Annotated in this window: 22 protein-coding genes; 6 read left to right on the forward strand and 16 right to left on the reverse strand. The window is 71.7% G+C overall.

What is annotated here, in order from left to right; genetic code table 11:
• The first annotated feature begins 369 nt into the window (after positions 1–369).
• The 5 genes from P2H44_RS09255 to P2H44_RS09275 all read left to right on the forward strand — a co-directional run bounded on the left by P2H44_RS09255 (position 370) and on the right by P2H44_RS09275 (position 3,510).
• Positions 370–879, forward strand: a complete 510-nt coding sequence (locus tag P2H44_RS09255) for an urease accessory protein UreE (RefSeq protein ID WP_275763223.1) — start codon at positions 370–372, stop codon at positions 877–879.
• Positions 876–1,163 carry a YrhK family protein gene (locus P2H44_RS09260; RefSeq protein WP_275763224.1) on the forward strand — a complete coding sequence of 96 codons (288 nt, stop codon included), beginning with the start codon at positions 876–878 and terminating at the stop codon, positions 1,161–1,163. Before P2H44_RS09255 ends, P2H44_RS09260 begins: the two co-directional genes overlap by 4 nt.
• Positions 1,160–1,801, forward strand: coding sequence for an urease accessory protein UreF (locus P2H44_RS09265; RefSeq protein ID WP_275763225.1), 642 nt, complete (start codon positions 1,160–1,162; stop codon positions 1,799–1,801). The genes P2H44_RS09260 and P2H44_RS09265 overlap by 4 nt, the downstream gene beginning before the upstream one ends.
• Positions 1,802–1,803: 2 nt before the next feature.
• Entirely contained in the window at positions 1,804–2,433 is a 630-nt protein-coding gene (gene ureG, locus P2H44_RS09270) for an urease accessory protein UreG (protein ID WP_275763671.1), read from the forward strand.
• Positions 2,434–2,913: 480 nt separating this feature from the next.
• The gene (locus tag P2H44_RS09275; RefSeq protein WP_275763226.1) at positions 2,914–3,510 is read left to right on the forward strand and encodes a hypothetical protein; all 597 of its coding nucleotides are present in this window, start codon (positions 2,914–2,916) and stop codon (positions 3,508–3,510) included.
• 52 nt (positions 3,511–3,562) lie between these two features.
• Here P2H44_RS09275 and speD read toward each other — a convergent pair whose 3' ends face one another.
• Together speD and P2H44_RS09285 are read right to left on the reverse strand one after the other, a co-directional pair.
• The gene (gene speD / locus P2H44_RS09280; RefSeq protein WP_275763227.1) at positions 3,563–4,081 is read right to left on the reverse strand and encodes an adenosylmethionine decarboxylase; all 519 of its coding nucleotides are present in this window, start codon (positions 4,079–4,081) and stop codon (positions 3,563–3,565) included.
• 339 nt (positions 4,082–4,420) lie between these two features.
• On the reverse strand, positions 4,421–5,401 hold the full coding sequence (locus P2H44_RS09285) for a DMT family transporter (RefSeq protein ID WP_275763228.1): 981 nt from the start codon (positions 5,399–5,401) through the stop codon (positions 4,421–4,423).
• A gap of 575 nt (positions 5,402–5,976) precedes the next feature.
• Here P2H44_RS09285 and P2H44_RS09290 point away from each other — a divergent pair.
• Positions 5,977–6,858, forward strand: coding sequence for a tetratricopeptide repeat protein (locus P2H44_RS09290; protein ID WP_275763229.1), 882 nt, complete (start codon positions 5,977–5,979; stop codon positions 6,856–6,858).
• A 28-nt stretch (positions 6,859–6,886) separates the two neighbouring features.
• On the opposite strand, the gene P2H44_RS09295 is transcribed toward P2H44_RS09290, so the two are convergent.
• From P2H44_RS09295 to P2H44_RS09360, 14 genes are all read right to left on the reverse strand, one after another.
• Entirely contained in the window at positions 6,887–7,279 is a 393-nt protein-coding gene (locus P2H44_RS09295; protein WP_275763230.1) for a VOC family protein, read from the reverse strand.
• A gap of 161 nt (positions 7,280–7,440) precedes the next feature.
• Positions 7,441–8,520, reverse strand: a complete 1,080-nt coding sequence (locus P2H44_RS09300) for a BMP family ABC transporter substrate-binding protein (protein ID WP_275763231.1) — start codon at positions 8,518–8,520, stop codon at positions 7,441–7,443.
• 71 nt (positions 8,521–8,591) lie between these two features.
• Positions 8,592–9,350, reverse strand: a complete 759-nt coding sequence (locus P2H44_RS09305) for a hypothetical protein (RefSeq protein WP_275763232.1) — start codon at positions 9,348–9,350, stop codon at positions 8,592–8,594.
• A 35-nt stretch (positions 9,351–9,385) separates the two neighbouring features.
• The gene (locus tag P2H44_RS09310) at positions 9,386–10,123 is read right to left on the reverse strand and encodes a hypothetical protein (RefSeq protein ID WP_275763233.1); all 738 of its coding nucleotides are present in this window, start codon (positions 10,121–10,123) and stop codon (positions 9,386–9,388) included.
• Positions 10,124–10,148: 25 nt separating this feature from the next.
• Positions 10,149–10,883: a hypothetical protein gene (locus tag P2H44_RS09315; protein WP_275763234.1), complete on the reverse strand. Its 735-nt coding sequence runs from the start codon at positions 10,881–10,883 to the stop codon at positions 10,149–10,151.
• A 66-nt stretch (positions 10,884–10,949) separates the two neighbouring features.
• Entirely contained in the window at positions 10,950–11,882 is a 933-nt protein-coding gene (locus P2H44_RS09320; RefSeq protein ID WP_275763235.1) for an ABC transporter permease, read from the reverse strand.
• Complete coding sequence (locus P2H44_RS09325; RefSeq protein ID WP_275763236.1) at positions 11,882–12,961, reverse strand: ABC transporter permease; 1,080 nt, start codon at positions 12,959–12,961, stop codon at positions 11,882–11,884. The genes P2H44_RS09320 and P2H44_RS09325 overlap by 1 nt, the downstream gene beginning before the upstream one ends.
• Positions 12,948–14,453 carry an ABC transporter ATP-binding protein gene (locus P2H44_RS09330; RefSeq protein WP_275763237.1) on the reverse strand — a complete coding sequence of 502 codons (1,506 nt, stop codon included), beginning with the start codon at positions 14,451–14,453 and terminating at the stop codon, positions 12,948–12,950. Before P2H44_RS09330 ends, P2H44_RS09325 begins: the two co-directional genes overlap by 14 nt.
• Positions 14,450–15,439 carry a xanthine dehydrogenase accessory protein XdhC gene (gene xdhC / locus P2H44_RS09335; RefSeq protein ID WP_275763238.1) on the reverse strand — a complete coding sequence of 330 codons (990 nt, stop codon included), beginning with the start codon at positions 15,437–15,439 and terminating at the stop codon, positions 14,450–14,452. The genes P2H44_RS09330 and xdhC overlap by 4 nt, the downstream gene beginning before the upstream one ends.
• Positions 15,436–17,799, reverse strand: coding sequence for a xanthine dehydrogenase molybdopterin binding subunit (gene xdhB, locus P2H44_RS09340; protein WP_275763239.1), 2,364 nt, complete (start codon positions 17,797–17,799; stop codon positions 15,436–15,438). The genes xdhC and xdhB overlap by 4 nt, the downstream gene beginning before the upstream one ends.
• Positions 17,796–19,238, reverse strand: a complete 1,443-nt coding sequence (gene xdhA, locus P2H44_RS09345; RefSeq protein ID WP_275763240.1) for a xanthine dehydrogenase small subunit — start codon at positions 19,236–19,238, stop codon at positions 17,796–17,798. The genes xdhB and xdhA overlap by 4 nt, the downstream gene beginning before the upstream one ends.
• Before the next feature lies 1 nt (position 19,239).
• On the reverse strand, positions 19,240–19,590 hold the full coding sequence (uraH, locus tag P2H44_RS09350; RefSeq protein ID WP_275763241.1) for a hydroxyisourate hydrolase: 351 nt from the start codon (positions 19,588–19,590) through the stop codon (positions 19,240–19,242).
• 126 nt (positions 19,591–19,716) lie between these two features.
• Positions 19,717–20,049, reverse strand: coding sequence for a lipid-A-disaccharide synthase N-terminal domain-containing protein (locus P2H44_RS09355; RefSeq protein WP_275763242.1), 333 nt, complete (start codon positions 20,047–20,049; stop codon positions 19,717–19,719).
• On the reverse strand, positions 20,049–20,798 hold the full coding sequence (locus P2H44_RS09360; RefSeq protein WP_275763243.1) for a glycosyltransferase family 2 protein: 750 nt from the start codon (positions 20,796–20,798) through the stop codon (positions 20,049–20,051). The genes P2H44_RS09355 and P2H44_RS09360 overlap by 1 nt, the downstream gene beginning before the upstream one ends.
• Between the last annotated feature and the right edge of the window lie 3 nt (positions 20,799–20,801).

The following is a 20,801-nucleotide window of genomic DNA, read 5'->3' on the forward strand; positions in this document are numbered from 1 at the left end:
CGCCGATGGACGCCGTGGCCGCGATCGCCGCCCTCCGCAACATTTTCGCCATAATTCGCCCACCATTCGTCATGCCCCCGCCATCGGTATTAGCCCGTTCGAAGTCGGCGCCAAGGGCTGCGAGCAAGGTTTTCTCTTTGAAAACTCACATTGTTCTATGCTGATGCGTTTTGCATCGAAACGGAACGATTTTGGAAGGCGTGCTCAATCCAGCCGCATTGCCGTCCAAATTGAATCGGGGTGAAACGAATCGGCGCGGCCGTTCGGCCAGGGCGGGCGGCGCAGGGAGGAGCGGGGGGCCGCGGCCTCCCGCCCCTTGCGTCGGGCGGCGTGCGCTGCTCCCATGACCGTCCGTCCGAGAAGGATCCCATGACCCAGAAATCCGCCCCCCGCGCCCTGTCGATCGAGCCGCTGGCCGGCCCCGCCGCCGACAGCCTGTCGCTGGCCTACGACGCGCGCTGGCGCCGGCGGGGCCTGCTGGTCACCGACGCGGGCGAGGAGGTGCTGCTGGACCTGCCCGAGGCGACGGAGCTGGCCGAGGGGCTGGCGCTCGTGCTCGGCGACGGGCGCCGCGTGGCCCTGCGGGCCGCCCCCGAGCCGCTGGCCGAGGCGCGCGCCGGGGATGCCGCGGGCCTCGCCCGGCTCGCCTGGCACGTGGGCAACCGCCACACGCCCTGCGCGGTGGAGGCCGACCGGCTGCTGATCCGCCGCGACCACGTGCTGGAGAACATGCTGGAGCATCTGGGCGCCGCGGTGACCCACGTGCTGGAGCCCTTCCGCCCCGAGGGCGGCGCCTACGGCCACGGGCGCACCCACGGCCACGCCCACGGCCACGACCCCCACCAGGACCCCGACGCGCATCTGAGGGAGCCCGGATGAAGCTGTTCGAGCCCGGCGCCAAGCACGCCACCGCCCAGTCCCGCCGCATCTTCGCGATCTACGAGATCGTCTACACCTGCGTGGATTTCGGCGCGGCGCTGACCTTCATCATCGGCTCGATCATGTTCTTCTCCGACGCCTGGCAGATCCCGGGGACCTGGATGTTCCTGGTGGGCTCGATCCTCTTCGCGGTGAAGCCCACGCTGCGGCTGGTGCGCGAGGTCCATCTCTATCGTCACGGCGAGGCCGCCAAGCTCGCCCAGCGGCTGGGGGGGCGGGGATGAGCCTCGACGCCCGCGGCGCAATGCTGCTCGCCACTTGGCTGTCGCCGGCCTATCCGGTGGGGGCCTTCGCCTATTCCCACGGCATCGAGCAGGCGGCCGAGGCCGGGGCGCTGCCCGACGCCGCCGCGCTGCAGGGGTGGCTGGAGGCGATCCTGCGCCACGGGGCGGGGCGCTCCGACGCGGTGCTGCTCGCCGCCGCCTGGCGCGACCCCGAGGACGAGGCCCCGGCGGAGCTGGCGCGCGCTCTCCAGCCCTCGGCCGAGCGGCGGCTGGAGGCGACGGCGCAGGGCGAGGCCTTCGCGCGCACCACCCAAGCCGTGCGCGGCCACTCTGGAGCGCCGGCGCCGCTGCCCATCGCGCTCGGCCGCGCCGCCCGGCGCGAGGGCCTGCCGCTGGAGGAGACGGCGGCGGCCTATCTTCACGCCTTCGCCTCCAACCTCGTCTCGGCCGCGATCCGCCTGTCGGTGCTGGGCCAGACCGACGGGCAGGGGGTGATCGCCGCCCTCGCCCCCGTGTGCGAGGCGGTCGCCGCCGAGGCGCTGGCCGCCGACCCCGAGGACGTGGGCGGCGCGTGCCTGGCGGCCGACCTCTCCTCCATGCTCCACGAAACCCAGACCACGAGGCTGTTCCGGTCGTGACGATGCAGAAATCCCCCCACGGGCCCCTTCGGGTCGGCATCGGCGGCCCCGTCGGCGCCGGCAAGACCACGCTGACCGCCGCGCTGTGCCGGGCGCTGGCGCATCGCCTGTCGATGGCGGTGATCACCAACGACATCTACACGCGCGAGGACGCCGAGTTCCTGATGCGCGCCCAGGTCCTGCCGCTGGAGCGGATCCGCGGGGTCGAGACCGGCGGCTGCCCGCACACCGCGATCCGCGAGGACGCCTCGATCAACCTCGCCGCCATCGCGGACCTGCGCGCGAAGATCCCCGACCTGGACCTGGTGGTGATCGAGAGCGGCGGCGACAACCTGGCCGCCACCTTCTCCCCCGAGCTCGCGGACCTTACGATCTACGTGATCGACACCTGCGCGGGCGAGGAGATCCCCCGCAAGGGCGGCCCTGCGATCACCCGCTCGGACCTCCTGGTGATCAACAAGACCGAGCTCGCCCCCTACGTCGGCGTGAACCTCGACGTGATGCGCGCCGACGCCGAACGCATGCGCCGCGGCCTGCCCTTCGTGATGGGCAACGTGGGCAAGGGCGACGGCATCGACGAGATCGTGGCGTTCCTGGCGCGGCAGGGCGGGCTGGCGCTGAAGGCGGCCTGAGGGCCTGTCTCGAGATAGTTGCCGGTGCGCCGGAAAATACAGCGCGCTGCCGAGGCAGTTTACGTTTCCATTCCTCGCTCTCTTTGCCGAGGAGCATGTGCGATGCAAAGTGCAAACCGCACACTGGATAGCCATCACCATCATTTCCAAATCGATTGACGCGCCGATCAGGTGCAGCCACACTCTTTTTCCGTTGATTTTTAAGGACGGGAGAGGGAATTGATCGGAATTCGTTTGGCGCTGGTCGCCTGCTCTGGAAGCGCGGTTGCCTTTACAACTGCGCAGAGTCTGATTCCTAAATTTAGCATGTGGTGGTTCGTCGTCGTGGCGGCTGCGATCTTGACCACTTGTGCCGCCTCCTATTTGGGCTTGATGAATACATCGGAAGGTTCGGCTCGGCCAGTTCGACAGCTAGCGTACCCTCCGGGGCCAAGCAGATCGACTGGTAGAGGCGGCTGGCGTTTCGGTATCTTCGTTGGGGTGCTCCTCTACATCGTTTACCAGATGATCCTCAGCACGCAGGTGGTGGTCTGGTACTTGTCGATGCCGGACGTGACGCCGGAAGTATCGATGACTGCGACGATTGCGTTCTTCTCCAGTGCGCCTCCCATCACGGGCATCGTCTCGATCATCTTGGGAGCTGCGCTCCTCGCCCGGGTGCATCGTCGCATTATCGCTGGCGTGGCCGCTTCGCTCACGCTGCTCGCTCTGGCCGTTGCTGTTCAACTCGTCACTGTTGCAATTGGAGGCGTCGAGCATCTCCGGATGCTGCGCGACACTCCTATCGTCGATATTGCGCAGGGACTGCTGCAAGCTTGGGCTTTGATATGTTTGCCGCTGTTCCTTGGACTGATGATCGCGGTGGTAGTCGAAGCCCTTGGTTCCAGGATCGCGCGCATCACAAATGACGGCGACCAAAGCAGCGGTTTCAACTCCTCCGATTCTCGTTCCCGAGACATGGACGAGGAACCAACCTCCCACGGCAGCAGTCCGCAGAACGGAGAACAGGCGTCGGATGCGCCGCTCGGCAAGGACGACGAAACGTCCAAGGACAGTGGACAAGATCCATCGCAATGAGAAAGGGCGGCCCCGGGGGGCCGCCCTTCTCGGGTGGAACGGAAGCGGAGGCTCAGAGCCGGTCCGCGACCACCTCCTCGCCGCGCAGGAGCTCCTTCACGCGGACGTCGCCCGCCGAGAAGGCCTCGCGCAGGACGTCGACGGCCTTCCAGGGCTGCGCGTCGCCGCACATGAAGACGTCGAAGGCGCCGTAGCCGATCTCCGGCCAGGTGTGGACCGAGATGTGGCTCTCGGCCAGCACGGCCACGCCACTCACGCCCTGGGGCGAGAACTTGTGCGTGTGGATGTGCAGCAGCGTCGCGCCGCAGGTGTCCACGCAGTCGCGGAAGGCCTGCTCGATGCGGGCCTGGTCGTCGAGACCTTCGCCGTCGACCACCTCGATGATCAGGTGCGTGCCCGCGAAGACCTTGCCGTCCCGGCGGATGAAATGATCGTCGCGCGACTCGTCGAAGACGTCCCGGACGGGAACTTCGGTGTAAACGTCGGCCTCGCGGCCGCTCGTGCGAGCTTCCTCATGGGTGGCGCCTGTCTCCAGGTCGATCCCCAGTCGGAAGAGGCTGCCGTCATGCATGACGTAGTCTCCCCTACCAGCAGATTGTACCCAGCGGCCCCTTAGCGCCCCCCCTGTGACTCGGCGCCGGTCTGTCTCCGGCGGCGGCCCTGGTCGAGGTTGGGATCGGCGACCCTGTAGGCGGGGGACATACTGATTCAGGTCCCCCCGATCAAGGATGGATTTTCGTTTTCTCAACGATGAGCGGGGGAAAGTGCGCGGCGCCTTTGTCATTGGCGCCGCTGCGCAATTTCCAACCAATGCGGAGGCTCTGCGCGCAAGCTTCGCTCAGGCGGCCGGGCGCCGCGACGTCGCGTCCCCGCAACGGGCCGCGAGTCAGCCCGCGGCGCGGGGGGCGAGTCAGTCGGCGACGCGCGCGGCCTCGGCCCGGCGCTCGCGCGCGACGGCGCGCTCGCGGTAGGCGATGTAGAGGGTCGAGGCGATGATCACGCCGCCGCCGAGCAGGGTGGGGCCGTCGGGCACCTCGTCGAAGATCACCCAGGCGGCCGCCGCGATCAGCACCAGCCGCGCGTAGGTGATCACCCCCATCACCGAGGCGTCGCCGTGCCGGTAGGCCTGCAGGTCGCCCACGTTGCGCGCGGCGGAGGTGGCGACGAGCAGCGCCAGCAGGCTCCACCCGCCCACGCCCGAGGGCAGCTCCCACACCGGGAGCGCGACGGGCAGGGCCACCAGCGCCATGATGCCGTTGGCCGAGACGAAGGCCGCCGCCGGCCCGTCGGCGACCGCGATCCCGCGCGACAGCGCCAGCGCCAGCGCGAAGAGCACCGCCGCCAGCAGCGCCGAGAGCATCGCCCAGTCCAGCCCCTCGGCGGTGGGGCGCAGGATGATCAGGCAGCCCGAAAAGCCCACCGCCACCGCCGCCCAGCGGCGCGGGCCCACCCGCTCGCCGTTCAGGGGGACGGCCAGCAGGGTGGCGAAGATCGGCGCGGTGAACGACAGGATCGTCGCCGTGGAGAGGTTGAGGTTCGAGATCGCGTAGAACCCGAACTGGGTCGAGACCGCGATCAGCCCGCCCCGCACCAGGTGCAGCTTCGGGTTCGAGAAGGTGAGGCTGCGCCGGAACGAGGGCGAGAGCATCATCACCCCCACGCAGGCCATGATCCCCAGCGAGCGCAGCAGCACGGTCATGCGGCTGTCGAGCCCCTCGGCCATGCCCCGCACCGCCAGCACCATGGCCGAGGCGGTGACCACCGACATCAGCATCCAGGCCGCGCCCAGCGCGTTGTCCGGCCGCGCGGGCGCGGTCCCTCCCTTGGGGGAGGAGGACCCGATGGGCGGCGCGGGCGTGATCTCGCGGGGGACGAAGGGGGCGTCGGGCAAAAGAAAAAAGGTCCGGATCGAGAACGGGGGAGGGCGAAGGCATCAGCGATGCATGCGTATCGGCAACCTGCCGCTCGACAGGCGCCGGATCAACCCCGCCCGGGGCCGCACCCCGCAACCGCAGCATTCCGGAGGGGTCGGGGAGGCGTCGGCAGGGAGACGTCGCTGGAGCGGCAGGGACACGAGGGAGAGGACAGGAGGGGCCGGCCGTGAAGGGGGGAGAGACAGTCTTTGCGGCGGGGGCCGTCGCGGTCCGCGGTCCGGGGCAAGGGGAGAGGCGTAGGGCGCGGCCGGCGGTGCGCGTGCGGGGCTCTGGCGGTGCGCCGACGGGGCGGTGGGGCAAGCGTCCATGAAGCGAGAGGGAGCGCGCGTCGGAACGGCGACGCGGCCCGGCCGCGGCGCGTGGGAACAGGGGCGCGAGGGGCGGCGAAGGCGCGGCCTTCCGCTCCTCCGGCGGCGGGCCTCCCCCGGCCGGGTCGATAGGCGTGCGGAGTTCCTGGCTGGCCTTCGGTCAGGGCCTCGCCCGGTGCGCGCGCGGCCTTTTTTACGCCCTGAGTCTCCGGCATCTTCTCCGCATGACGATGACGCGTTCCATTCCCGACGCGGGCCGCGCCCGCGCCGCTTCGCCTGCCTGCAATCCCCTGCCGATCCTGGGGCTGCTGGCGCTCGCCGTCCTGGCGGCGCCCTCGGCCGCGACGGCGGGGCCGTTCCTCGACAAGTGCCTGAAGGCGGAGGCGCGCTCGGCCGAGCTCGCCGGCGCCTGCCAGACCGCGTTGAACCAGGGCGGGGTCTCGGGGCGCACGGCGGCGGCGGCCTGGACCAACTACGGCGTGGCGCTCTCGGAGATGGGCCGCGACGGGGACGCCATCGGAGCCTACGACCGGGCCGAGCGCGAGGACGCCTCGCTGACCGCGATCTACGTGAACCGGGCGCTGGCCTATTCGCGCCGCGGGCGCACCGCCGAGGCGCTGGCCGACTGGGGGCGGGCGATCCAGCTCGAGCCCGGCTCGGCCGAGCCGCTGGTGGGGCGCGCGACGCTGCAGCTCCAGCGCGGCGACGCGAGCGGAGCGCTGACCGACCTGGACCGGGCGGCGCAGCTCGCGCCCTCTGACCCGGACGTGCACTACAACCGCGGCATCGCCCTCGCGGCGCTGGGGCGGCTGACCGAGGCGGCCTCGGCCTTCGGGCGGGTGCTGCATTTCGATCCCAACGACGCCGCCGCCCACCTGCAGCGCGGCGTGGCGCTGGCGCGGGCGGGCGATCCGGCGGGGGGGCTCGCCGATCTCGACGCGGCCATCCGGCTGTCGCCCAACTGGGCCGCCGCCTGGGCCACCCGCGGCCAGCTGCGCGAGCAGGCGGGCCAGGCCGAGCAGGCCGCCCACGACTATCGCCGCGCCTTCGAGCTCGGCTACCAGGCGCCCTGGCTGAACCAGAAGATCGAGGCGCTGGGCGGCTGAGGCGACGCCGCCCGGTCGCGGGCGGCCCTCAGGCCTCCGGCGCGTAGCAGACCGCCTGCAGCTTGTTTCCGTCGGGATCGCGGACATAGGCCGCATAGTAGTCCTCGCCGTAGTGCGGCCGGGGGCCGGGCGCGCCGGCGCAGCTTCCGCCCAGGCGCAGCGCGGCGGCGTGGAAACGGTGCACCGCCGTCCGCGTCGGGGCGACGAAGGCGACGTGGGTGCCGTTGCCCCAGGTGGCCGGGCGTCCGTCCTCGGGCGTGTAGAGGTAGATCGTCGGCATCCCCCCGTTCTCGTAGGCCGGCGGCTTGCCCGGGGGCTTGGGCAGCCGCGCGAAGCCCAGCGCGCCCAGAACCTCGTCGTAGAAGCGCCCCGCCCGCTCGAGGTCGTTGGCGCCGAGCGTGATGTGGCTGATGACCGACATGCGTTCCCTCCCGTCCCCGTCGACTGAGACTAAAACGGGAACATCTGGGCGCCAAGCGTCGGTTTCCCCTCACGAGCGGCCCTGCGGACGCGAAGGGCCCGGGCATCGCCGCCCGGGCCCCTGCGGATCGTCTCGGGCCGCCGCGGGCGCGGCGGCGCGGCTCACTTGGGCAGTTCGCCCTCGATCCCCTCGACGTAGAAGTTCATGCCCAGCAGGGTGCCGTCGTCGGCGGTCTCGCCCTCCTTCAGCCAGGCCGAGCCGTCCTGCTTGTTGATCGGGCCGGTGAACGGGTGGTGGGTGCCGGCGACGATCCCGTCCTTGATCTTGTCGGCCTCGGCCGCGACCTCGGGGGGGACGTTGTTGTAGTCGCCGATCTTCACCATGCCCGAGGCGATGCCCTTCCAGGTGTCGGTCGACTCCCACGAGCCGTCCATCACCATGCCCACGCGCTCGATGTAGTAGGGCGCCCAGTCGTCGATGATCGAACTCAGCCGCGCGGTCGGGCCGAATTCCTTCATGTCGGAGGCCTGGCCGAAGGCGTAGATGCCCTTCTCCTCGGCGATGGTCACCGGGGCGGGGCTGTCGGTGTGCTGCATGATCACGTCGCAGCCCTGCTCGATCAGGGCGTTGGCGGCGTCGGCCTCCTTGCCCGGGTCGAACCAGGTGTTCACCCACACCACCTTCACCTTCACGTCCGGGTTCACCGCGCGCGCGGCCAGGAAGGCCGAGTTGATGCCGCGCACGACCTCGGGGATCGGGAAGGAGGCGATGTAGCCGATGGTGTTGGTCTTGGTCATGCGGCCGGCGATGGTGCCGATCACCGCGCGCCCCTCGTAGAAGCGCGAGCCGTAGGTCGAGACGTTGGCGTCGCGCTTGTAGCCGGTGGCGTGCTCGAACTTCACCTGCGGGAACTGCTTGGCCACCTTCAGCGTCGGGTTCATGTAGCCGAAGGAGGTGGTGAAGATCAGGCCGTGGCCGGACTGGGCCATCTGGCGCAGGGCGCGCTCGGCGTCCGGACCCTCCGGCACCGACTCGAGGTAGGAGGTCTGCACGGCGTCGCCGTATTTCTCCTCGACGGCGATGCGGCCCTGATCATGCTGGTAGGACCAGCCGAAGTCGCCGATGGGGCCCACGTAGATGAAGCCGACCTTCACCGGGTCGGCGGCGCGGGCGCGGCCCAGGCCCAGGGTCGTGGCCGCGGTCGTGGCGCCGAGACCGGCGAGAAACGTTCTTCTTTCCATGGTGCTGCAACCTCCTGTCGCGTGGATGCGTTCATCCCCGGCGGGGACGATAACGGGGCTTTCCGGGCGCGTCACGCCTCGTCTTGCGGCGGTGCGGCACGGGATGCGGCGGCCGCGTCGGGCGGCCCGAATATGAGCCACAGGGTGCGGGCGCGCAGGGCGTCGGCGCCCGGATCCTCGAACACGGCCAGCGCCTGAAACACCTGCAGGCGCGCGGCGCAGTCGGCGGCGTCGACGACATCGCCGAGGCGCGACGGCCAGACCGTCTCGGGCTGGGACCGGTAGAAGCGGAGGTAGGCCCCCGCCAGCGGCTCGGCGTCCGGATCGACCGAGCGTCCGACGGGCGCGCGCTCGCCCTGCGCCGCGGCGGCGAGCAGCGGCTCCCACTGCGCGGCGGCGAGCGCGTCGTCCGGCGCGGCGTCGGCGGGCGTGGTCCCGAGCCCGCCGGTCCGGCGGAAGGCGTCGCAGGCCTCGGGGCGGGCGGCGACCGCGAGATAGGCGTCGAACACCGCGCGCAGATGCGCGGGCCGGGCCTGGAGCAGCCCCGCGGCATGGCGTTCCTGGACGTCCCGCGCCAGGGCCCGCGCCTCCGCCGCGGCCTGGTCCGACGGCAGGCGGCGGCGCGCGAGGGCGTCGAGATCGCGCGACAGGGCGGCCGCCTCGTCGGGGTGGTGGCGCGCCAGCGCCTGCAACAGCGCGGCCGGCCCGGCCTGCGCCTGCACGCCGACGACGGCGTCGGTCCGGGGCGCAGGGGCGGGCGGCGTCTGCGCCGGCACGCAGGCGGCGAGGGCGAGCAGCAGGGCCGGGATCGCGGCGCGGAGGCGGGGCATGGCGGAGGGTCCTGGCATCCGGATCGGTCCCCAGTTCAGCTCTGAAACAGTTTCGAGGCGAGGGTCGCGCGCAGCGCCTCCGCGCCCCGTCCCCTTGCGGACTCGATCAGGCGGAAGAAGTCGATCATGGCCGAGCAGAGCGTCTCGTCGTCGCCGTCGCGGTCGCGGTAGACGGCGCGTTGAGCCGGCGTCAGCTGCGCGAACAGCCGTTCGGCGACCGCCTTCATCTCGGCGTCGTCTATGCGCCGGCCGACAGGCTCGCGCTCGCCCTGGGCCATCGCCTCGACCTGACGGCCGACCATCGGGAGGGCGAGGGGTTCGATTTCCGCCTGCGCGTCTGCGTCGAGGGCGGCGACGCCTCCGCGCGCCATCGTCGCGCAGAGCTTCGGGCGGTCCGAGAACGTTTCCATGACGGCGAGGTGGAGGCCGAGGTAGTCGTCGATGAAGGCCGTGTCGGCCTGCAGCACGCCGGCGGCATGACGCGTCCGCACCTCCCTGCCGAGCGCGGCGCCGTCGGCGGCCATCTGCTCGGGCGTCCGGCCCCCCGCAGATATCTCGGTCATGCGGCGCGCGACGTAATCGGCCTCGGCGGGGTAGACGCGCCTCAGGGCGCGCGTGAACTCCCCGCCCGGGCCGTTGTCGAGCAGCATCTGGCCCAGCATCGCGCGCTCCTCCGTGGTCAGGGGCGGGTCGTCGGGGCTGGGGCCGCGGGCGGCGCAGGCGGCGAGGACGAGGCAGAGCAGGGCGGCGATCGGCGCGCGGGAACGGAACATGGCGGAGGGTCCTGAATGGGGGGCGTCAGCGGCGGGCCATGCGCCAGACGTACTGCGCGCGCAGCGCCTCCGCGCCGGGGCCGGAGTCGGTCGCCAACATCTGGAAAAAACGGATCATCGTGCCGCACGAGGCCTCGTCGCGCATGAACGCGTCGCGCTCGGCCGGCGTCAGGCGCCCCAGGATGCGCTCGGCGGCGGCCAGGACCTCCGCGGGGTCGGTGGTCCGGCCGACGGGCGACCGCTCGCCCTCCGCCATCGCCTCGACCCGGATGCGGATCTGGGGGAGCAGGGCGGCGAGCAGGTCGGCCTGCGCCTCCATCGGCAGGGACTGCAGGCCCTGGCTCATCAGCGTCCTGCACAGCTGCGGCCGGTCCGACAGATGCTCCAGCCCGGCGCGGGAGCTGTCGAGATAGGCGGCGAGCGTCGCGTCGCTCGCCTGCAGCAGGCCCGCGGCGTGGCGGCGGCGGATCTCCGCGCCGACCTCGTTCACCGCGGCGCGCGTCGCCGCCTCGGATTCGCCGCGCGCCATGATCGCGGCGACGCGGCGCGCCATGTAGTCGGCCTCGGCCGGGTAGACCCGCCGCAGGACGCGGGCGAACTCTCCGTCCGGTCCCTGGTCGAGCATCATCCGCCCCAGCAACGCGCGCTCCGCAGTCGTCAGGGGCGGAGCGTCGGGGCTGGGGCCGGGGGCGGCGGTGCAGGCGACGAGCGCAAGGCAGAGCAGGGCGGCGAGGTGCGCCCGGGCGAACCGCAGGATCAAAATCATTCCTCCCGAAATGCCGGCCCCGTCGAGGGGACCGGCTGGGTCGCGTGCGGCGGGCCTCCCTCAGCCCGCCGCGTAGAAGGGCCGGCCCAGGCAGGCGGGCGCGTTCATCCGCGCGCGCCGCTTGTCGGCCGAGATGATCACCAGAACCACGATGGTGACCAGGTAGGGGGTCATCGAGAGATACTGGCTCTCGATCGCCACCCCCAGCGCCTGGAGGTTCAGCTGCGCGATGGTCACGCCGCCGAAGATGTAGGCCCCCAGCACCGCCCGCCACGGCTTCCACGAGGCGAAGACGACGATGGCGAGCGCGATCCACCCGCGCCCGGCCGTCATCCCCTCGACCCAGAGCGGCGAGGCGACGAGGCTCAGATACGCCCCGCCCACGCCCGCGCAGGCGCCGCCGAATAGGATCGCCGCGGTGCGGATCGCCACCACCCGGTAGCCGATGGCATGGGCCGCGTCATGGTTCTCGCCCACCGCGCGCAGCACCAGGCCCATGCGGGTGCGGGTCAGCGCATAAGCCACCCCGCCGGCCAGCAGCAGCGAGACGTAGACCAGCCAGTCGTGGGAGAAGAACAGCCGCCCCAGGATCGGCAGGTCCGACAGCACCGGCAGCCAGACCTTGGGGAAGTCCGGCGCGGGGATGCCCGAATAGGGCTGCCCCAGCATCGCCGCGAGCCCGAGGCCGAAGAGCGTCAGCGCGAGCCCCGTGGCCACCTGGTTCGACATCAGAACCTGGGTCATGAAGGCGAAGACGCCGGACAGCGCGGCGCCCGCCAGGAGGGCGCAGAGCACGCCGACCAGGGTCGAGCCGCTCTCATGCGCGCCGGCGAAGCCCGCGATGGCGCCGACGATCATCATCCCCTCGACGCCCAGGTTCAGGACGCCGGATTTCTCGACCACCAGCTCCCCGATCGCCGCGAAGACCAGGGGCGTGGCGGCGATGATCAGCGCGATGGCGATGGCCACCGGGTTGAGCGCGGAAAAGTCCATCACGCGGCCCCCTTGCGCGCGCCCCGCGGCGCGGGCGCCAGCCGGTAGCGGGAGAAGACGTCCATCCCCAGCAGGAAGAACAGCAGCATCCCCTGGAAGACCGAGATCGCGGCGGCGGGCAGCTGCATGGCGAGCTGCGCGCCCTCGCCCCCGATGTAGGTCAGCGCCATCAGCAGGCCGGCGAGCAGGATGCCCGCCGGGTGCAGGCGGCCCAGGAAGGCCACGATGATCGCGGTGAAGCCGTAGCCCGCCGGCAGGCCGGGCACGAGCTGGCCCACGGGGCCCGACGCCTCGAACGTGCCCGCGAGGCCTGCGAGCCCGCCCGAGACCGCCATCGCCAGCAGCACCGAGCGCGACTGCGAGAAGCCCGCGAAGCGCGCGGCCCTGGGGGCCTGGCCGAAGAGCTTGAGGGAGAAGCCGTATTCGTGCCGCTCCATCACCGCCCAGCCGATCAGCACGGCGGCGAGCGCGACCAGCGCCCCGACATGGGCGCGCGTGCCCTCGAGCAGGATGGGCAGGGTGGCGCTGTCGTGGAACAGGCGGCTTTCGGGGAAGTTGAACCCGTCGGGATCGCGCAGCGGGCCGGTCACGAGGGCCGAGAGCCACAGCCCCGCGACATAGACCAGCATCAGCGAGACCAGGATCTCGTTGGCGTTGAACTTCACCTTCAGGATCGCGGGGATCAGCGCCCAGGCCGCGCCCGCCGCGGCGCCGGCGAGGCACATCATCGGCAGCACCCAGACGCCTTGCGTGTCATAGACCGCGAGGCCCGCCGCGCCGCCGGCGATGGCGCCGACGATGAACTGGCCCTCGGCCCCGATGTTCCAGATGCCCGCCCGGAAGCCCATGGCCAGGCCCACCGCGATCATCACCAGCGGCGTGCCCTTCACCAGCAGCTCGGAGCGGGTGAAGTCGTTGGTCAGCGGTTCCCAAAAGATAGTGACGATGGCGCGCACCGGATCCTTGCCCAGCAGGGCGAAGAGGATCATGCCGAAGATCATCGTCAGCACGACGGCGATCACCGGGGCGGCCAGCGCCATGGCGCGGCTGCGCTCCTTGCGCGGTTCAAGCCGCAGCATGGGCCCCTCCTCCCATCAGCAGGCCGATCTCTTCGATCGAGGTCTCGCCGGCCGGGCGCGGGGCGGACAGGCGGCCCCCCGCGATCACGGCGAAGCGGTTGGAAATCTCCATCAGCTCGTCCAGGTCCTGGCTGATGACCATGATCGCGCAGCCCGACTGCGCCAGGTCGCGGATCGCCTGGCGGATCGCCTGGGCCGCGCCCGCGTCCACCCCCCAGGTGGGCTGTGAGATCACCAGCACCTCGGGGTTCTGCAGCATCTCCCGCCCGATCACGTATTTCTGGAGGTTCCCGCCGGAGAGCGACCCCGCGGCCACGTGGATCCCCGGGGTGCGGACGTCGAAATCCTCGACCACCCGGCGCGCGTAGCTCTTGGCGGCGCCGAGGTTCAGCAGGCCCTTCAGCGACAGCTTCAGCCGCGTGCGGGCCGAGACGAAGGTATTGTCGGTCAACGACATCTCGGGGGCGGCGGCATGGCCCAGCCGCTCCTCCGGCGCCACGTTCAGGCCCAGGCGGCGGCGCCTGGTGGGGCCCAGGTGGCCGATGGGCGTGCCCTCGAGCCGGATCATGCCGGGGGCCACGCGCACCTCGCCCGAGAGGGCGGCGGTCAACTCGTCCTGGCCGTTGCCCGCGACGCCCGCGACGCCCAGCACCTCGCCCGCCTTCAGCTCGACGGAGATGGAGCGGAGCGAGACGCCGAACTGCGCGTCCGAGATCACGGTCAGGTTGTCGAGCACCAGCCGCGCTTCGCCGCCCGTGCCGGCGGGGGCGCCGGGGGCCGCGAGTTCGCGCCCGATCATCATCTCGGCGAGGCCGCGCGCCGTCTCCTGCCGCGGGTCGCAGGCGCCCACGACCTTGCCCCCCCGCAGCACGGTGGCGGCGGTGCACAGGCTGCGGATCTCCTCGAGCTTGTGGGAGATGTAGAGGATCGCCACCCCTTCGTCGCGCAGCTTGCGCAGGGTGAGGAACAGCGTCTCCACCTCCTGCGGGGTGAGGACCGAGGTCGGCTCGTCCATGATCAGCAGGCGGGGGGATTGCAGCAGGCAGCGCACGATCTCGACGCGCTGGCGCTCTCCCACGGATAGCTCCCCCACCTGCCGGTCGGGGTCGAGCGGCAGGCCGTATTCGGCCGATACCTTTCGGATACGGTCGGGCAGATCGCGCCCCGCTTGCTCGGCCGGAAGGCCCAGCGCCACGTTCTCCCCCACGCTCAGCGCCTCGAAAAGGGAGAAGTGCTGGAAGACGAGGCCCACGCCCGCCGCCCGCGCCTCGCCGGGCGAGTGGGGGGCGTAGGGCGCGCCCTGCCACTCCATCTCGCCCTCGTCGGGGCGCATCACGCCGTAGATCATCTTCACCAGCGTCGACTTGCCGGCCCCGTTCTCGCCGAGCAGGGCGTGGATCTCGCCCGGCTGGATGTCGAAGCTCACGTCGGCGTTGGCGATCACGCCGGGGAAGCGCTTCCACAGCCCCCGGATCGACAGCAGCGCGGTCATTCTCCCCCCTCTCCCCTGCGGCGCGCGGCCCCTCGCGAGGCGCGCCAGCGCAGGTGGTCGGCGGCGACCGAGACGGCGATCTCGGCCGGCGCCTTGCCCCCTTTCAACCCCTCCGGCCCCGCGAGGCCGATGGGACAGTCCATGCGCGCGACCGCCTCCGCCCCGTGGCCCAGCGCGGCGAGCCGCGCCCGGAACCGCGCGGCCTTCGACGCCGAGCCGATCACGCCGAGCCGCGCGAACGCCCCGCGCGCCAGCACCGCGTGCACGATCTCGAGGTCCATGGCGTGGCTGTAGGTCATCACCAAGTGCGCCGCGTCCGGCGGCGCGAGCGCGGCGGCCGCCGCCATCTGCGGCGCGGGCAGGGCGCGGACATGGGCGGGGACCGGGTCGGGGAAGCGCGCGGGCGCGTCGTCGATCCAGGTCACCGCGAAGGGCAGCCCCTCGAACACCCGCGCCACCGCCCGCCCCACATGGCCCGCGCCCCACAGCCACAGCGGCGTCAGGGCGGGGCTCAGCGGCTCCGCCAGCCAGGGCGGATCGCCGGGCAGGTAGAGGAATTCCGCCCCCTTGCCGGATCGCGCGGCCTTCTGAAGCGACCTGATCTGGAGCGGTATCTCCTGGATACCGCCCAGCGGACGGGCGAAAATCGGGGTCGTCTCGGGGTCCGGCAGGGCGTCGAGCCGGGCGAGGTCCCAGCGTTCGTAGGCGAGCGTCGCCGCGCCCCCGCAGCATTGGGCGAGCGCGGGGCCGAGGGGGTAGTGCAGCACGCCGTCGGGGCCGCCGGCGGCGAGCCTGCGCCGCGCCTCGGCCAGCGCCTCGAACTCCAGCGCGCCGCCGCCGATGGTGCCCTCGAACCGGTCGGGGTGGACCAGCATCGCGGCCCCGGGCTCGCGCGGGGCCGAGCCCTCGGCCGCGGCCACCACCACGCGCACCAGCGGGCCGCCCGACGCGATCGCCGCGCGCAGGCCGGCGAGGTCGAGCGTCACCGGCCGCTCTCCCGCGCCGTCTCCCAGTGTCGGCCGCGCACCCGGTCGACGGCGCGCAGCACCCGCTCGGGCGTGGCGGGCGCGTCGAGCGCGGGATAGATCGTGCCGCCCCCGCAGGCCGCGACCGCGTCCGACAAGGCCAAGAGCGCGGAAATCCCAAGCATCAGAGGGGGTTCGCCCACGGCCTTCGAGCGGAAGATCGTCTCCTCCCGGTTCTCGTTGTCGAAGAGGTCGATGCGCATCTCGGGCCGGTCCGAGGCGGTGGGGATCTTGTAGGTGGAGGGGGCGTGGGTGCGCAGGCGGCCGGCCTCGTCCCAGTGCAGCTCCTCCATCGTCAGCCAGCCGAGGCCCTGGATGTAGCCGCCCTCGATCTGGCCGAGGTCGATGGCGGGGTTCAGCGAGCGGCCGACGTCGTGGAGGATGTCGCAGCGGTCGAAGCGGTACTCGCCGGTCAACGTGTCGATCGTCGCCTCGGTCACCGCGGCGCCGTAGGCGAAATAGTAGAACGGGCGGCCGCGCGCCTCGGCCCGGTTCCAGTGGATCTTGGGGGTCGCGTAATGGCCCGCGGCCGACAGCGACACCCGCGCCATGAAGGCCTGGGAGACGAGCTCGTCGAAGGCGATCTCGGCCTCGCGCACCTTCACCCGGCCGGGCAGGAAGACCACGTCGGCGGGCGTGGCCTGGAAGCGCTCGGCGGCGAAGGCGACGAGGCGCTCCTTGATCTGCTCGCAGGCATGTTTGACCGCCATGCCGTTGATATCGCTTCCGGAACTGGCGGCGGTGGGGGCGGTGTTGGCGCTCTTGCCGGTGTTGGTCGCGGTGATCTTCACGCGGTCGAGGTCGATCTGGAAGACCTCCGCCGCGACCTGGGCGACCTTCACGAACAGGCCCTGGCCCATCTCGGTGCCGCCGTGGTTCAGGTGGACCGAGCCGTCGGTGTAGACATGCACCAGCGCCGAGGCCTGGTTCATCCAGGTCAGGGTGAAGGAGATCCCGAACTTCACCGGCGTGAACGCAAGTCCCTTCTTGAGTACAGCGCTTTGCGCGTTGAATTTGTTTATTTTCGCGCGACGCGCCGCGTAGTCGGAGGAGGCCAGCAGCTGCGCGGCCAGCTCATGGATGACGTTGTCCTCGACTTCCATGTGGTAGGGGGTCAAGACGCGCTCGCCGCCCGGGCGGTCGTAGTAGTTGAGGGCGCGGATCTCGGCGGGCTCGCGGCCCAGCTCGAAGGCGATGTGGTCCATCACCCGCTCGATCCCCACCATGCCCTGCGGACCGCCGAAGCCGCGGAAAGCGGTGTTGGAACAGGTGTTTGTCCGGCAACGATAAGACCGGATGCGAGCATGGGGGAGGTAATAGGCGTTGTCGGCGTGGAACATCGCGCGGTCGGCGACGGGCAGCGAGAGATCGAGCGACCAGCCGCAATGGGCCATCTGCTCGAACGCGACGCCGAGGATGCGGCCGTCGGCGTCGACGCCCACGCGATAGTCGATGCGGAACCCGTGGCGCTTGCCGGTGATCTGCATGTCGTCGTCGCGGTCGTAGCGCATTTTCACGGGGCGGTTCAGGCGCTTGGCGGCGACGGCGCAGATGGCGGCGAGCGCGTTGCCCTGGCTTTCCTTGCCCCCGAAGCCGCCGCCCATGCGCCGCACCTCGACCGTCACCGCGTGGAAGGGGACGTCGAGCGCCTCGGCCACCTTGTGCTGGATCTCGGTCGGATGCTGGGAGGAGCAGTGGATCGTGACGTCGCCGTCCTCTCCGGGAACGGCCAGAGCGGCCTGGGATTCCAGGTAGAAATGCTCCTGGCCGCCGATGCCGATCGAGCCTTCGAGGACCTTGGGCGCGGCCGCGATGGCGGCGTCGGCGTCGCCGCGGGCCATCACGTAAGGCGGCTCGAAGAGGCTGTCGGCGGCGACGGCGTCCTCGACGGTGAGGATGGCGGGCAGCTCCTCCCACTCGATTCTGGCGAGGCGGGCGGCCTTGCGGGCGGCGAGGTGGGTCTGCGCGACCACCGCGAAGATCGGCTGGCCGACGAAGAAGACCTCGCCGTCCTCGGCCAGCAGGGGTTCGTGCCAGGCGTTGGGGGAGACGTCGTTGCGGCCGGGGATGTCCTCGGCGGTCAGGACAGCGACGACGCCGGGGGCGGCGCGCACCGGGGCGAGGTCGAGCGAGAGGATGCGCGCGCGGGCCTTCTCGGACAGGCCGAAGGCGACCGAGAGGCAGTCGGCGGGCGTGGGGATGTCGTCGACGTAGGTGGCGGCGCCGGCGACGTGCTTGTGGCCGGAGTCGTGGCGCTGGGGCGCGCGGACGCCCCCGGCGATCTCGGCCTTGCGCTCGAGCGGTTTCGCGGGGGCGCTCATGCCAGCGCCCCGGCGCCGACGAGGCGGGATTTCCCTGTGCCCTCGGTGGTTTCGTGGAAGACCTTGAGAAGCAGGTTCTGCGCGGCGCGAAGCCGGTACTCGGCCGAGGCGCGCATGTCGGACATCGGCTGGAAGTCCTCGGCATAGGCCGGGAGGGCGGCCTCGACCGTCTCCCGCGTCCAGGGCTTGCCGACCAGCGCGGCCTCGACGGCGCGGGCGCGCTTGGGGGTGCCGGCCATGCCGCCGTAGACGATGGAGGCGGAGGCGACGGTCCCCTCGGAGACCTCGATCAGGAAGGCCCCCAGGGTCGCGGTGATGTCCTGGTCGAAGCGCTTGGAGATCTTGTAGACCTTCAGCGACTCCGGGGACTTGGGGCGCGGAATTCGCATGGCGGAGACGTACTCGCCCGGCGCCCGGTCCTGCTTGCCGTAGTCGAGGAAGAAGGACTCGAGCGGGATCGTGCGCACGGCCTCGCCCTTGCGCAGCACCAGCTGGGCCCCCAGCGCGATCAGCGGCGGGGGGCCGTCGCCGATGGGCGAGCCGTTGGCGATGTTCGCCCCCACGCAGCCGGAGTTGCGCACCTGGGTCGAGCCCAGCCGCCGCACCATCTCGCCGAGGTCGGGGGAGAGGGAGGCGAGCGCTTCGGCGGCGCGCGCGTAGGTGGCGCCGGCCCCGAGCTCGATGTGATCGGGCGTCTCAACCACGCGGTCGAAGTCCCTGACCCGGTTCACGAAGATCAGGGTCTTGGGTTCCATCAGCCGCTTGGTGATCCACAGGCCCACGTCGGTGGCGCCGGCGACGATCACCGCCTCGGGGTTCGCCTCGACCAGGGCCGCGAGGTCGTCCTCGGCGGCGGGGACGTGCGCGGTGCAGCCGGCGGCGGTCAGGGTCAGCCCGTCGAAGTCGGAGAGCTCCGCCAGCGCGGGCGCCGGGTCGGCCTCCCAGTCCGGGGCGGGGAGGTCGTGCATCCTCTCGCCGGACTCGAGGATCGGGCCGTAACCCGTGCAGCGGCAGAGGTTTCCGGCCAGCGCATCCTCGATGGAGCGGCGCGGCTGGGGGCCGTCGGGATAGGCGCTCCACAGGCTCATCACGAAGCCCGGGGTGCAGAAGCCGCATTGCGAGCCGTGCAGGTCGACCATCGCCTGCTGGGCGGGGTGCAGGCGCTCGGGGCCCGCCAGCGCCTCGACCGTGGTGACCGCGGCGCCGTCGAGCATGGGCAGCAGCTGGATGCAGGCGTTCACGGCGCGGCGGCGGGGGACGCCGTCCTCGAGCCGCGTGACGCCCACGGTGCAGGCCCCGCAGTCGCCCTCGTTGCAGCCCTCCTTCGTGCCGGTCAGGCGGCGGGTCTCGCGCAGCCAGTCGAGCAGGGTGGTGCGCGGATCGACGTCGCGAAGCGCCACCGCCTCGCCGTTCAGCACGAAGCGCAGGGTGTCGCGCATGTCAGGAGCCCCGGTAGGTGGAATAGCCGTAGGGCGAGAGCAGCAGGGGCACGTGATAGTGCGCGTCCTCGGCGATGCCGAAGCGGATCGGCACGTCGGAGAGGAACGGGGGCGAGGGCAGGTCGGTCCCCAACGTCTCGAAATAGGGGGCGCAGTGGAAGACCAGCTCGTAGGTCCCGGCGCGGAAGGCCGTTCCCTCCAGCATCGGCGCGTCGGTGCGGCCGTCGGCGTTGGTTACGGCCTCGGCCAGCAGGTCGCGGCTGTCGGCGGCCAGGCGGTAGAGGTCGATGCGCACCCCCGCGGCCGGCCGGCCGGAGGCGGTGTCGAGCACATGCGTGGTCAGTCGTCCCATTCGTCCCCCTGTCGCGGGCCCCGGTCGCGGGAAGGCGCGGTTCGTCCGCGCGCTGCTGCGATGCATCAAAGACCGCTTGAGGGCCGCGCGCAAGGGCGACGCTCAGGAAGCGTTCAGGACGCGGCGTCAGGCGGTGGGCGGCGGCGGGGTCGAGGGCTGGGCGCCGCGACGCTCGGCCCGGATCAGCCACAGGTTCCGGGCGTAGATGAAGAAGCCCAGCGACTGGCCGAGGATGAAGACCGGGTCCGCGCGGTGGATGGCGTAGGCCAGCAGCACCGCCGCCCCGCCGATGGAAAACCACCAGAAGGCCAGCGGGATCACCGAGCGCTTGGCCTTCTCGGAGGCGAGCCACTGGATCAGGAAGCGGCCCATGAAGAGCGCCTGTCCGGCGAGGCCCACGAAGATCCAGATCAGCTCGGCGGTGCTGTCCGCGCCCAGGAAGTCGGCCAGCGCCTGCATCACGCCGCGTCCCCCTCGCCCGGGTCCAGCGCGGCGACCGTCTGCACCTTGCGGCGACGGATCAGCCACCAGACGCCGATCAGGTCGAGGGCGCCCACCATGGCGCGCCCGAAGTTGGTGTAGTTCGACGACCCCGCCCCGCGCGCGCGGTGGGAGACGTCGACCAGCGCGATCGCATAGCCCTCGCGCTTCACCAGCGCGGGCAGGTAGCGGTGGATGTGATCGAAGAAGGGCAGCGACAGGAACACCTGCCGCGGGAAGGCCTTCAGGCCGCAGCCGGTGTCGCGGGTGTCGTCGTGCAGCATCCGCCGGCGCAGGGCGTTGGCCATGCGCGAGGCCCATTTCTTCGAGGCCGTGTCCTGCCGGTCGACCCGCTGGCCGGCGACGAGGCCCAGGCGGCCCTCGGCGTCGTCCAGCAGCGGCTGCACCAGCTTGGGGATCTCGGAGGGCGGGTTCTGCCCGTCGCCGTCCAGCGTGCAGCAGATCGGCGCCCGGGCCGCGCGCACGCCCGAGAGCACCGCGGCCGACTGCCCGCAGGAGGCGGCGTGGCGCAGCTCCCGCAGCCAGGGGTGGCGCAGGCGGGCGGCTGCGATGGCGCCGGCGGTGTCGTCGTCGGAGCCGTCGTTGACGAAGATCGCCTCGAACGGCGCGAGATGGGCGCAGGCGGCCGCGATCTCGTCCGCCAGGGCGGCGACGTTCTCCGCCTCGTTCTTCATCGGGGCGATGACGGTGATGCGCGGGCTGGTCATGCG

Source organism: Albimonas marina (assembly GCF_029223255.1).
Taxonomy (GTDB): domain Bacteria; phylum Pseudomonadota; class Alphaproteobacteria; order Rhodobacterales; family Rhodobacteraceae; genus Albimonas.